9 protein-coding genes are annotated in these 13,452 nt (G+C 40.1%); 7 read left to right on the top strand and 2 right to left on the bottom strand.

All coding sequences use genetic code 11. The features are described from left to right. Positions 1-230 precede the first annotated feature (230 nt). The 3 genes from HUW48_RS20740 to HUW48_RS20730 all read left to right on the top strand — a co-directional run bounded on the left by HUW48_RS20740 (position 231) and on the right by HUW48_RS20730 (position 6,475). Positions 231-3,125, top strand: coding sequence for a TonB-dependent receptor (locus tag HUW48_RS20740; protein WP_182412754.1), 2,895 nt, complete (start codon positions 231-233; stop codon positions 3,123-3,125). A 707-nt stretch (positions 3,126-3,832) separates the two neighbouring features. Beyond that, the gene (locus HUW48_RS20735; protein ID WP_182412753.1) at positions 3,833-4,450 is read left to right on the top strand and encodes a deoxynucleoside kinase; all 618 of its coding nucleotides are present in this window, start codon (positions 3,833-3,835) and stop codon (positions 4,448-4,450) included. Between the two features lie 183 nt (positions 4,451-4,633). Beyond that, positions 4,634-6,475, top strand: a complete 1,842-nt coding sequence (locus HUW48_RS20730; protein WP_246343561.1) for a glycosyltransferase — start codon at positions 4,634-4,636, stop codon at positions 6,473-6,475. On the opposite strand, the gene HUW48_RS20725 is transcribed toward HUW48_RS20730, so the two are convergent. Beyond that, complete coding sequence (locus tag HUW48_RS20725) at positions 6,472-7,569, bottom strand: mechanosensitive ion channel family protein (protein ID WP_182412752.1); 1,098 nt, start codon at positions 7,567-7,569, stop codon at positions 6,472-6,474. The genes HUW48_RS20730 and HUW48_RS20725 overlap by 4 nt on opposite strands. A gap of 192 nt (positions 7,570-7,761) precedes the next feature. Here HUW48_RS20725 and HUW48_RS20720 point away from each other — a divergent pair, with 192 nt between their 5' ends. From HUW48_RS20720 to purU, 3 genes are all read left to right on the top strand, one after another. Next, entirely contained in the window at positions 7,762-8,514 is a 753-nt protein-coding gene (locus HUW48_RS20720) for a copper homeostasis protein CutC (protein WP_182412751.1), read from the top strand. Between the two features lie 265 nt (positions 8,515-8,779). Further along, positions 8,780-9,082: a Dabb family protein gene (locus HUW48_RS20715; protein WP_182412750.1), complete on the top strand. Its 303-nt coding sequence runs from the start codon at positions 8,780-8,782 to the stop codon at positions 9,080-9,082. A 103-nt stretch (positions 9,083-9,185) separates the two neighbouring features. Beyond that, positions 9,186-10,016 (top strand): formyltetrahydrofolate deformylase, encoded by an 831-nt coding sequence (gene purU, locus HUW48_RS20710; protein WP_182412749.1) that lies wholly within the window; start codon positions 9,186-9,188, stop codon positions 10,014-10,016. A gap of 240 nt (positions 10,017-10,256) precedes the next feature. Here purU and HUW48_RS20705 read toward each other — a convergent pair whose 3' ends face one another. Further along, positions 10,257-11,585 (bottom strand): ammonium transporter, encoded by a 1,329-nt coding sequence (locus tag HUW48_RS20705; protein WP_182412748.1) that lies wholly within the window; start codon positions 11,583-11,585, stop codon positions 10,257-10,259. A gap of 487 nt (positions 11,586-12,072) precedes the next feature. On the opposite strand from HUW48_RS20705, the gene HUW48_RS20700 reads away from it, so the two are divergent. After that, positions 12,073-13,428, top strand: a complete 1,356-nt coding sequence (locus HUW48_RS20700) for a 1-acyl-sn-glycerol-3-phosphate acyltransferase (RefSeq protein ID WP_246343560.1) — start codon at positions 12,073-12,075, stop codon at positions 13,426-13,428. Positions 13,429-13,452 lie beyond the last annotated feature (24 nt).

Raw genomic sequence — 13,452 nt, 5'->3', positions numbered from 1 at the left:
AGCTAGCAATGAAACAACTTCATTTATGAACAAAGCATCGGCCGCCGCTATGCAAACGAAAGCTTTTTAGCTACTATGGCACGGAAGTAAATCCGTGCCATAGTAGCTAAAAAGCAATTCTAAAAAGTCAAATACTCTTCGGACTTTAAAATTTTTACTTTTTTTGACTACCTAGTTAAACTTTACCAGCTAAAAGGCATCCAAGGAACTCACGCTCTGTTTCTGATGCTATGAAAATACTTTTTACTTTTTGGCTGTTCTTATTTACCCTGCCGGTTTTAAGTCAATCCTTTTTGCTGGAAGGTACCGTAACCGATAGTAAAGATAATTCGGCATTGCCCGGCGCTACTGTGTTGCTTATCCGCTTGCCCGATTCCTCGCAATCGGCGGTTATAACGGATGCTACCGGTCGATTTGCTTTTCAACAAATTCCGGGTAGGTACCAATTACGTATTTCATTTTTAAGTTACCAAACCGCACAACGACCGGTTACCTTAACTAACGCGCCGTTAAACGTTGGCGTTATTGCATTAACTTCTGATACCCGACAGTTAAGAGAAGTGCAGGTAATCGGCAAAACCCCCACGGCAGTGCAAAAAGGAGATACCACCGAACTAAATGCCCGCGCTTTTAAAACCAATCCCGATGCCAGTGCTTCGGATTTAATTCAGAAAATGCCCGGCATTAATGTGCAGGATGGCCAGGTGAAAGCTCAGGGCGAAAACGTGCAACGCGTGCTGGTAGATGGTAAAGAATTTTTCGGTGATGACGTTAATGCTACCTTAAATAATTTGCCCGCCGAAGTAATTGATAAAATTCAGATTCTGGAAGAACAAAGCGAGCAAGCTAAGGTTTCGGGTTTCGATGATGGTACCCGGGTGAAAACTTTAAACATTGTAACTCGGGCCGATAGACGAACCGGGCAGTTTGGTCGGGTTTACGCCGGTGCCGGTACCGATGCCCGTTACCAGGTGGGCGGTAGTTTAAATTTTTTTAAACCGGGTCAGCGCTTAACTATTCTGGGACAATCCAATTCTATTAACCAACAAAACTTTTCCGGCGAAGATTTAATTGGAGTTTCCAGCGGCGGTGGAGGAGGTGGCCGGGGTGGAAGAGGTGGCGGTGGCGGCCAGGGCGGTGGTGGTTTTGGTGGTGGCAACGACTTTGCCTTACCGCAGCTAAATGGGATTACTAAAACCCATTCGGCGGGCTTAAACTACTCGGGTCAGTTCGGCAAAAAGCTGGAGATCAGCGGTAGTTACTTTGGTAATTACACCGATAACGATGCCTTCGAGAAATCTTTTTTACAATACGTAGTTAACCAACGCTTACCTTATAACTCGGAAAGTGAGATAAATAACTCTTCCAATCAAAATCATAATCACCGGTTAAACTTCCGGTTGGAGTTTAAGCTGGATTCGGCTAACAATATTTTTATGCGTCCTCGATTGAGTTTACAGGGCCGCGATGCTTTATCTGGTATTAACCGCATTCGGAGCATGGATACCGCGCAGGTTACCGAAACTTTAGGACAGAGTAAGTCAAACTCGCTGGGCTTAAATTTTACGAATGAATTTACTTTTCAGCACCGGTTTGCTAAACGGGGCCGCACGCTTTCTATTGGTTTAGGTACGGCTATTAATAACCGTGACGTAGATTCTTATAACCAATCCGAAACAGCGCAATTTAACCCGGATGAATTTATTTCCATTAACCAACGCAACGACCAAGAAGTAAAAGGTTGGAGTCTGACGCCCTCGCTTTCATACTCCGAGCCCTTAAGTAAATTCAGTCAGGTGCAGTTAAATTACTCCGGTACCTTTCAGCGCAACGAATCGGATAGGAGGGCTTATAATTTTATCGACGAAGAAGAAGGCTATAACGAGTTTGATCCGCGCTTTTCCAATACTTTTGTAAATTTTAATCCGCAGCACCGGTTAGGCGTAGGTTACCGTTTCCGGTCTCAAGACAACAAGATCAATTTTAACGTGAATACCTCGTATCAATATTCCGAACTAAACAACAAGCGCGAGTTTCCTACTACCAACTCTTTTTCCCGGAGTTTTAATAATGTAGTGCCTAATGCCCGTTTGCAGTATAACATCAACAAACAGAAAAATTTTCGACTGTTTTACCGGGGCACCACTAACCCACCTACAGTAGAGCAATTGCAGGATGTGGTTACGCTAAGCAACGACTCGCTGCGGTTTACGGTAGGTAATCCTAACCTGAACCAGTTTTACCGGCACTTTGTGAACGTGCGGTACTCGGCTACTAACCTCGAAAAAGCCAGTACTTTTTTTATCGGCGTTAATGCCTCAGTCAATCAAAACCCGATTGTAAATGAAACCATTATTGCCGATTCTACCGAAGTTATTTTTGGCGTACCGCTTATCCGGAATCAACAAATTACCCGGCCTACCAACGTAAACGGGCAGTATAGCTTTACCGGGTTCGTAAACTACGGCATCCCTGTTAAAGCTCTTAAAACTAACATAAACGTAGATGCCAACGCCGGCTACAACAAAAATCCGGGCTATTTAAACGGGGTGCTCAATTATTCTTACACGCAAACGTATGGGGTGGGCTTAACTTTAAGCAGCAACATCAGCGAGAACCTGGATTTTACTTTGGCCAGTAACGGCACCATGAATTTTACGCAAAACTCAGCAACGGTGGGCCGCAATAATAATTATTATACCCTTAATAACCGCGCTCGTTTAAACTGGATTTTCTGGAAAGGTTTTGTTTTACAATCTGATTTTTCGCAGCGCATTTACTCGGGTTTAAGTGCCAATTACAACCAAAACTACAGCTTATGGAATGTGAGCGTGGGTAAAAAGTTTTTCCCGAAACGCAACGGCGATTTACGCCTGTCGGTGTATGATTTACTCAAACAAAACAACAGCATCCAACGCAACATCCAGCCCACTTATATTGAAGATGTGGAAACCCGAACGCTGCAACGGTATTTTATGCTTTCGTTTACTTATACCATTCGGCAGTACAATGGCAGCGGCAACTCAAATAACAATAATTCCAATAATCCGGGCGATCGGAGTAATCGGGAACGTCGCCCAAGTGACTTTAATCCCAGTAACCGGGGTTTTGGTCCGAGCAATTAATATTTCTGAAAATTTAAGATAGCTATTTTGTTCTGCTAATTTATAGCAAAATTAAATAGCTATCTAATTACAGTTCAACCTTTAGGCACTATAAATTACTTGAATTGCATAGATCAGTTTCCTCATTCCATTTATCTGGTTCGCCTGCTAACTTCCTTTTGATGTTATATACTATGTTACTCTCAAATACTGATAAATTATGCTCATTATTTAATTCATAATAGGCTAAATCTGTCCAAAATTCATTGTTAATATCTTTATCACGAAAGGAACAATAAAAGTTCTTGCCATTCAACGGCTTCTCCAATATTTAAAATTTTAACTGGAAATGAGGGTTTTCATTTTTGAAGGTGCGCAAAGAAGTTATTGGAAGATAAGACATAGATTTTTAATTTATTGTACATATAGTATTACGGAATTTTGAAAGATATTCCAGAACAATGATTTATTTAATTAAGAAATTTAAAAATTAATCAACTTTATAAATTAGAAAAAGTAAATGGAAGCCAGTAACTAAACTGTATTTACATGATATAATAAACCTTTTAGTTTATTATATCAGCTTAGTAGGTTGTAAACAGCATTATCTTAGTAATAAAAAGAAGTAGGTTCACTTTTTATATAGTATAGTTGAAATAGTGAACAAAAATAAATTTACTATCTACTGGCAACTTATAACTTTCAACTTATAACTTTCAACTAAACGCATGCATATTGCTATAGTCGGAAATATTGGGGCTGGTAAAACCACGCTGGCGCAGAAATTAGCGCATCATTATAAATGGGCTCTTTTTGAAGAAGTAGTGGATAGCAATCCTTACTTAAAAGATTTTTACGACGATATGCCCCGCTGGGCTTTTCATTTGCAGGTTTTCTTCCTGAACAGTCGCTTCCGGCAGGTTCAGCAAATTAAACACAGTGAAAAAAGCGTGGTGCAAGACCGCACCGTTTACGAAGATGCCTATATTTTTGCCCGTAATCTCCACGAGTCTGGCATGATGAGCCAACGCGATTACGATAATTATTTTGAGTTATTCCGTTCGCTTATTAGTATGGTTACGCCGCCCGATCTTCTAATTTATTTAAAAGCCGATTTGCCCAAGTTGATTGAGCAAATTGAAAAACGGAACCGGGATTTCGAAAACAATATCAGTATACAATATTTGCGTAGCCTGAATGAGCAATACGAAAACTGGATTAACCACTACGATTTAGGTAAATTACTTATTATTGATGTGAACCACCTGGATTTTGTGAAGAACCCCGAAGATTTAGGCTTTATTGTTAACCAGATAAATCTGGAATTATTCGGCCTTTTTAAATAATAAAGCCTAATTAGTAAATAATTTTTAAAATTTACTTCCTGTAAATCTGTAGCTTAGCTTTAATCCGGGATTTTTTTGTCAATATTACTACAAAGTGGTTTCATCTTCCGTAGAAATACCGTATTTAATCGCAGTAATATCTATATTTAAACAGCATATTTACTAACCTTAAATCACCTGCCTGTGCTAGACCTAAATTATCCTGCTAAACTTAACGAAGATGCGCTGAAACAAGCGTTATTAGCCGAAATTGCCTGGGAAGTTTGTAACCAGGTGGGCGGTATTTATACCGTTATTCAGACGAAAGTACAATCGATGATCGAAAAATGGGGCGATTGTTATTTTCTGATCGGGCCGTATTTCCCGAAAATGGCGGCGGCTGAGTTTGAACCGACTGATGATTACAGCCGACCTTTTGGCCAAGCAGTATTGAAGATGCGCAATATGGGGTATGAGGTACATTACGGGCATTGGCTCGTGGCGGGTAATCCCCTAATTGTATTACTAAATCCATACAGTGTATATGACCGGTTGGGAGATATAAAGTACCGGTTGTGGGCCGATCATGATATTCCTACGCCCGATAATGATGACCTATTGAATCAGACCGAAGCGTTTGGTCATTTAGTAAAAATATTCCTGAGTATTTTAATAACTCCGGAAATTACCGAAAGACCCGTTATCGCGCACTTTCACGAGTGGATGGTAGGCTCGGCTATACCAGCATTGCGGCGGGAACAAGCAAAAATTAAAATTGTATTTACTACTCACGCTACTTTACTGGGCCGCTACCTGGCCATGAATGATCCATCGTTTTACGATAATCTTACGTCGGTAAATTGGTTAAAAGAAGCGCAGCATTTTAATATTGAAACGGCCGTACGTATTGAGCGAGCGGCAGCGCACGGCTCGCATATTTTTAGCACGGTTAGTCAGGTTACGGCCAGGGAGTGTATATTTTTGCTCGACCGGATACCGGATGTATTGCTGCCCAATGGCTTAAATATTGAACGGTTTACTGCTATCCACGAGTTTCAGAACCTGCACGCCCAATTTAAAGCAAAAATCCACCAGTTTGTAATGGGGCATTTTTTCCAGAGTTATCCGTTCGATCTGGATCAAACACTTTATTTCTTTACTTCGGGGAGATACGAATACCGTAATAAAGGATTTGATGTAACCCTCGAAGCTTTAGCCCGGCTCAATTACCGCATGCAACAAGCAGGCATTAAAAAAACAGTGGTAATGTTTTTTGTGACCAAGCAACCTTACCATTCCATAAACGCGCACGTGCTGCAATCACGGGCTATGATGGAGGAAATTCGGGAAACTTGCGAAACCATTCAGAAGCAAATCGGGGATAGACTATTTAAATACGCGGCTTCCAATAACGACGTGAAATTACCTGACATGGCCGAGTTTGTGGATGATTATTGGCAACTGCGTTATCGGCGTAACTTACAATCCTGGAAAACGCACATTTTGCCGAGCGTAGTAACGCACAACCTGGTACACGACCAAACCGACGAAATTTTAAGCTTTTTGCGTTCCTCCCATTTAATTAATAATGCCCACGACCGGGTGAAAATTGTTTACCATCCGGATTTTATTTCGGCTACCAATCCTTTATTTGGTTTAGATTACGGACAGTTTGTGCGGGGCTGCCACTTAGGAATATTCCCGAGTTATTATGAGCCTTGGGGTTATACGCCACTAGAGTGTATTGCCCGCGGAGTACCGGCCGTTACCAGCGATTTGGCTGGCTTCGGTGATTACCTGGCTCACCGCCAGGTAGATGAAGAAACTGCCCGCGGTACTTATGTTATCAAGCGTCGGAATAGAAGTTTTGATGATGCGGTAACCCAACTTAGTAATTATTTATTTGATTACGTGCGCCTAAGCCAGCGGGAAAGAATATCGCTGCGCAACAGAGTTGAAAACTCATCCGTAGAGTTTGACTGGAATAACTTAACCAAACATTATAACCGGGCTTACGTGTTGGCTTTAGATAAAGAATTTACTTAAGCTTCACTGGCGGCGCTACTTGTTAAAGTATTTGTTTCCAGCGGCGAATTGGTGCGGGTTTTAGGTAAACTGTCGGGATAATTTTTTTGAATAAAAGAAACCAGTTTTTCCCGGATTTCGCAACGTAGTTCAAAGGCTGAACTAGAATCGCGGGCACTTACGAGTGCCCGCAGTTCTAAGGTCTTTTCTTTAGACTCGGTTACGTGCAATTTACAAACGCGCTTATCCCACAGCGGCGAAGCCTGAGCTAGTCTTTCTAATTCTGCCCGCACCAAATCTACGGGAATAGTATAATCGGTATAGATAAATACTGTTCCTAAAAGTTCGGCATTCGTGCGAGTCCAGTTCTGAAAAGGCTTTTCAATAAAGTAATTAATAGGTAACACCAGGCGGCGTTGGTCCCAGATCCGTACTACTACATAAGTAAGCGTAATTTCTTCTACGTTGCCATATTCACCTTCTAACAGTACTACATCATCAATCCGGATGGGTTGGGTAAAGGCAATCTGAAAACCAGCCAAGAGGTTTGCCAATGAACGCTGCGCCGCAAAACCTACTATAATACCCACAATACCTGCCGAGGTAAGTAAACCTGTTCCTATTTTCCGGACCGCTGCGAAACTCATGAGTACCAACGAAAGGGCCACAAAGCCGATTCCCAGCACTACTAGGCGTTTAATAAATTGGAGTTGCGTAATTATTTTTCGTTCCCGAATATTATCGACCTTCGAAATCTGATAGCTCCGCCGGACTACATCTTCAAAAACGTAAACCGCCCGGATGAGTACCCAGGCAAAGGTTATAATTAAACTGGTTTCAATAATACGCCGCATTACCTCGTAACTGCCACCCGTAAAAGGCATAAGCGGCATTACAAACGAAAACACCAACACTGGCAGAAAATAACCAACGGGCTGCTTTACAAATCGGGTAACCGAAGAAATAATAGCAGATTCGGAACGGCGGTGGGATACAGCAAGTACTTTAAAAGTTAAAAATTTTATTAGTAAGCCCACTACTAAGCTGCCTATAATCAGAGTGGCGGCTCGCAAAATTTTTTCCAGCAGGTAAGGTATCGGTAACCCTAAGTCCATAACCTAATTTCTTTATTTTAAACTAAAAATGTTGTTGAGGTTCGTTCAGTAAAAATCAGTAATAAAATGATTTGTCGGTATATTTTACTTTTTTTACACCGGCTATTCGCCTATAGAATTACTCATTACTTAAAGGGAACCCTAATTAGTAAGTAAATCAAACTATTTACTAAATTTTATATTTTTTAATTCATGATAGATCAACTTATACTGGAAATTTGTACCGATTCGGTTTATTCTTGTGTGCAAGCCGAGCAAGGAGGAGCGGCCCGGGTAGAATTATGTGCGAACTTGTTTGAAGGGGGAACCACCCCAACCGCTGGCTGTTTACGTCTGGCGCGTCAGAAAATTACTATTCCGATTCATGTTCTTCTCCGGCCGCGGGGCGGCGATTTCTGCTATACCGACGAAGAATTTGCCATAATGCAGTACGACCTGGAAATGATAAAAAGTTTGGGAGCTGATGGAGTTGTTCTGGGTGTACTATTACCCGATGGTAACATAGATGTAGAACGTACCGCTGCATTAATTGAACAAGCCCGGCCTCTTAAAATAACTTTCCATCGGGCATTTGACATGGTAGCCGATCCCATGCGAGCCTTAGACCAATTAATAGATCTAGGAGTAGAACGCATACTTACATCTGGTCAGGAAAAATCTGCTTTAGAAGGATCCGAATTAATAGCGCAGTTAATCCAAAGAGCCAAAGACAAAATAGTAATAATGCCCGGAGGAGGCATCACCGACCGAAATATTGCTCGTTTACACCGCGAAACCCAAGCAAAGGAATACCATTTAACGGCCCGCGAAAAGTTGCCCAGTCCTATGACTTACCGGAACCCGAATGCTTTTATGGGCGGGGAATTACGTGTACCTGAGTACGAACTTACTTTTACCAATGCTCAGAAAGTAGCCCGAACCCAACAAGCCTTGCAAACGAGTTAGTTGTTCGTTTTTTATTAAATGTTGTCTGGGTTATAATAAGAAGCAGTGTAGCCTTCACTGTAGGGTTTGTAAGTAGCAGTTTAAAGGTACTTTCTTAATAGCCATTAGGCTAAAATATTACCGATTTTTCTGCTTCCAGTTTAACGCAGTGTAATTAAAAACAGCAGAGCGAACAAACAACAACTATTTAGATTTTAAAAATTAAGTAGGCAATATTTTCAGAAACCTATAAATTGCCGGCCATATTCATCTTAAATCTGCCTTTATGTTTGTACATCACGTATTTTTCTTTTTAAAACCAGAATTAAACCAAGAACAGCAGTCAGCCTTTGAGGCGGGTGTAAAATCTTTGTTGCCCATAAAGCATGTAAAATTAGGCGACGTAGGAAAACCCGCTTCTACGGATCGACCGGTTATTGATCGTTCGTATTCGTATTCGTTGTTGCTGGTTTTTGAAAATCTGGCTGATCACGATGCCTACCAGGTAGATCCTACCCACCTTAAATTTGTAGAAACCTGCCAACAATATTGGGAGCGCGTGCAGATTTACGATTCTGAAACGGTATAATTTAAAAATATTAAAGCCTTCTGTTTGTAGCAGAAGGCTTTTTTTGTGCGTATGCTATTCTATATTGCTACTATCATCCAAAAAAAGGAATTTACAACCCAAAATGATTTACACCTTACGCATTGATTGCCCCGACCGGAAAGGGTTGATCTATGACATTACCCGCGTGGTTTTTAATTATAATTTAAATATTATCAGCAACGATGAGTTTGTAGATAATACTTTAAATCATTTTTACATGCGTGCCGAAGTAGAAGGCGAATTACAGGTAGAACAAGTTACCGCCGAACTGTACACGGTATTACCCGCCGGCGTAAATATTCAACTGCTGCCTCAGCAAAAGAAAAACATTGTTATTCTGGTTACTAAAGAGCATCATTGCCTCGGCGATTTATTGTTGCGCTACGAGTTTAACGATTTGCAGGCCAATATTCTGGCGGTAATTGGAAACTATGATGTATTAGAGCCCTTGGTAACACGTTTCGGAATCCAGTTCCATTATGTAACCCACCAAGATAAAACCCGCGAAGAACACGACGAGGAAATAGCGCAAGTAGTTAAAAGTTACCAACCCGAGTATATTGTATTAGCCAAATACATGCGGGTACTTAGCTCAGGCTTTGTCGCGCAGTTTCCCGGCCGCATTATCAATATTCATCATTCCTTCTTACCCGCTTTTATTGGAGCTAACCCTTATAAGCAAGCCTACGAGCGAGGAGTAAAGATTATTGGGGCAACTGCGCATTTTGTAAGTAATGAATTAGACGAAGGGCCTATTATTGCGCAAAACGTTATTCAGGTAAATCACGCCCATAGCGCCCGCGACATGGCCCAATCGGGTCGGGATGTTGAAAAAATTGTGCTGGCGCAGGCGCTAAAATTAGTTTTTGCAGATAAAGTATTTATTAGCGGAAACCGGACTATTATTTTTTAAGTAGTTTTTGCTTCCAAGTATGTTTAATAACTAAATGACATTAGTTTACTAAACTGGATGCCGAGATTGTTATTATACAAGGTGGATATTTAATTAATTTATTATATAGGAATTTAACATCTAATGTCTTAATACTTATTTCTCTTTCTTACTATTGGCTAAAAAGCAGAAAGCGGTTCCTGATTAGGAACCGCTTTCTGCTTTTTTAGTTTTTATTTAGAGTTTCTCCGGTAAGCTCAATTAAGCTACCAATAACTTTTCTTCGTGTTGCGATACATCCAAGCCGATGTTTTCTTCTTCTTCAGATACTCGTAATGGCGTGATGAGATCTGTAATTTTCAATAGTACGAAAGTACCCAGGAAAGAGAAGGCTACTACAATGCCTAGGGCAGTTAAGTGAATTAAGAATAATTTTGTTTCGCCGTAAAATAAACCGTTTCCGGTAGTGTTACCAGGGTTAATGCCTTGATGAGCAAAAATACCGGTCATTAACATACCTACAATACCGCCTACTCCGTGGCAAGGAAATACATCCAGAGTATCGTCTAAGCTGGATTTACCTCTCCAGGATACCGCCAGGTTACTGATAATAGCAGCTACTGTACCAATAAAAATACTTACAGAAATACCTACAAAACCTGCAGCAGGAGTAATGGCTACTAAACCAACTACAACCCCAATACAGAAGCCCATAGCAGAAGGTTTTTTACCCCGGAATGCATCAAATAAAATCCAGGCTATACCAGCAGCAGCAGCGGCAGTATTAGTAGTTGCAAAAGCAGAAGCGGCTAATCCACTGGCACTTACTGCCGAACCGGCGTTAAAACCAAACCAGCCGAACCAAAGTAAACCGGTACCCACTAAAACAAATGGAATATTAGCTGGAGTAGTATGCGCAATTTCTTGTTTGCGTTTGCCTAAGTAAATAGCAGAAGCCAAAGCAGCACAACCCGCCGAAATGTGTACTACCGTACCGCCCGCAAAGTCTAAAACGCCCATTTTAAACAAGAAACCCTCTGGGTGCCAGGTCCAATGCGCAATAGGCGCATAAATAAACATACTAAACAAACAAGCTAATAAGATATAAGAGGTAAAACGAATTCTTTCAGAAAAAGAGCCAGTTATTAAAGCTGGCGTAATTACCGCAAACTTTAATTGGAAGAAAGCAAATAATACCAACGGAATGGTGGCAGCTAGTGGCCAAGGCTTGCTTTCGAGTACTCCGTTAAACATAAAGTAAGTGCGGGGGTCACCAATAAAACCGCCGATAGAGTCACCAAAAGCCAGGCTAAAACCTACCACAATCCAAAGAATACTGATTATACCCATGCAAATAAAACTTTGCAACATCGTTGAAATAACGTTTTTAGCATTTACCATGCCTCCGTAAAACAATGCCAGACCGGGAGTCATTAGTAAAACCAAACCTGTTGCTGCCAGCATCCAGGCTATGTCACCGGAGTTTAAGCCTTCAGTAGGCATGGTTCCGGGTACTCCCGATAAGGCAACACCCAGTACGCTGACAATTACCAGCATAGAGAAGGGAACGATAGATAATTTTTCTTTCATGGGTTAGAAATTAAATGTGATTAATAATTGTTCAACGATTCAAACATAATAATATTTTTAAAATAATGCCTAATTTTTAATGGCAAATTTTTAAATAAATTACTAAAAGTATGTAAATGACTTGTTAAAATAGGGTGTTTGAATAAAAACGTATTAAATTTCGCTATTGTCAGTCTGAATATGATCATTAATTGATTTTGGGTTGATTATTTAGCTAAATAGATAGTTGATGAAGGTGGAAATACCTATTAAGTACTCTAATTAGAGGAGGTAATTATGTAAATACGCTATTTTAAATAATAATGTATTAAAATTTGGAAGTACTATTTGTTTAAAAGTATGTTTTACTAATTAAAATAGTGGTTATGCAATGGGGAGGAGGTTTAGTTACTAGTTCGTAAACTTTAAGAGTTTTTATAGAGTAAGCATACTTGCGTATATTTAATAGCTTACAATTCTTGAACTTTAATGTGGGGCAATCAATACGATGATTTACTTTATCCTCAAAATCATATTTAAGATAGCATTAAAGATATTCTATCAAAAAATTGAAGTAAAACTATCTCAACCTTTGCCTGATAAAGGCCCACTTTTACTAGTAGCCAATCATCCAAATACATTTATGGATCCTATTGTAATTGCGTCCTTGTTTAAGCAGGAAATTTACTTTATTGCTAAAAGCACTGTTTTTAGTTCGCCTTTTCGGAAATGGTTATTGCAAAGAATGAATCTTATTCCGGTTTATCGCCGGGAAGACGGGTTAGTAGTAGCGGGAGCGAATGAAAGTACTTTTGAGAAATGTTATGAATTTTTAAATGCTAAAGGCTCTTTGCTCATCTTTCCGGAAGGAAATAGCTTTAACGAACGACGACTGCGGCCATTAAAAACTGGAGCGGCTCGTATTGCCTTGGGAGCCGCTGCCCGCTTAGACTTTACCCAGGAAGTTAAGATATTGCCTATTGGATTAAATTATTTAGAACCCACCCGATTCAGGAGTAACTTATTAATAAATGTTGCTCCGCCCATAGTGGTCAATAATTTAGCTTCTGTTTACCAGCAAGATGCTAGCAAGGCAGTTTACCAATTAACCAATCAAATTAGAACCGAGCTTGAAGCAAACATTATACATACGCATTCTAATACCGACGATGAACTGGTATATCAGGTAGAAACTGTTTTTAAAAATCACTTATTAACGAATAGCGAAAAGACCGATTCCGAACAGGAATTTCAACTTACCCGCGCCATTGTAGCTAGCTTGGAATATTTTAAAAGGCACGACTCCGAAAGGGTAAAAAATATCCAGCATAAATTAAAGACGTACTTACAGCAGATAAAAGCCTTACATTTAGAGGAAACCGTATTTTATTCTCCGGAAGGGAAGATGCATTTCGGAAAGTGGTTGTTCACATCCATTTTGTTTTTACTAATTGGTTTGCCGCTTTATTTATTTGGATTACTTACTAACTACTTACCTTATATTATACCCGCTAAAGTAGCCAATGCTTTAACCGAAGAAGCTGAATTTATAGCCCCTATTCTGCTTACCACGGGTATTTTTACTTTTCCACTATTTTATGGGGTAGAATTATATTTGTTTTGGTATTTCACGCAGGCGGGGCTATTAACCTTGTTATTTTTTCTGAGCTTGCCCTTAAGTGGTTTTTTTGTGTTGCATTATTTTCGTCGAGTAAAAAATTTACAAACTCATCTGCGGCTTCAAGTTTTACTTTTTAACGACTCTAAAGTAGTTAACACCTTATTAAAACAGCGCGAAGAAATATTAATAGAGTTAGAACTTGCTCGCCAGCAGTATTTACAAAAAATGCAACAAGTACCTTAAAATTCTGATAGGTTAATGGTTTAG

The sequence above is a fragment of the Adhaeribacter radiodurans genome, assembly GCF_014075995.1.
GTDB classification, from domain to species: Bacteria; Bacteroidota; Bacteroidia; order Cytophagales; family Hymenobacteraceae; genus Adhaeribacter; species Adhaeribacter radiodurans.
This window is presented reverse-complemented; position numbering and strand designations above follow the sequence as displayed.

Bases quoted from the DNA above. Each gene is read 5' to 3' on its own strand.
- HUW48_RS20740 (WP_182412754.1), top strand. From the start codon at position 231: ATGAAAATACTTTTTACTTTTTGGCTGTTCTTATTTACCCTGCCGGTT.
- HUW48_RS20735 (WP_182412753.1), top strand. From the start codon at position 3,833: ATGCATATTGCTATAGTCGGAAATATTGGGGCTGGTAAAACCACGCTG.
- HUW48_RS20725 (WP_182412752.1), bottom strand. From the start codon at position 7,569: ATGGACTTAGGGTTACCGATACCTTACCTGCTGGAAAAAATTTTGCGA.
- HUW48_RS20720 (WP_182412751.1), top strand. From the start codon at position 7,762: ATGATAGATCAACTTATACTGGAAATTTGTACCGATTCGGTTTATTCT.
- HUW48_RS20715 (WP_182412750.1), top strand. From the start codon at position 8,780: ATGTTTGTACATCACGTATTTTTCTTTTTAAAACCAGAATTAAACCAA.
- purU (WP_182412749.1), top strand. From the start codon at position 9,186: ATGATTTACACCTTACGCATTGATTGCCCCGACCGGAAAGGGTTGATC.
- HUW48_RS20705 (WP_182412748.1), bottom strand. From the start codon at position 11,585: ATGAAAGAAAAATTATCTATCGTTCCCTTCTCTATGCTGGTAATTGTC.
- HUW48_RS20700 (WP_246343560.1), top strand. From the start codon at position 12,073: ATGATTTACTTTATCCTCAAAATCATATTTAAGATAGCATTAAAGATA.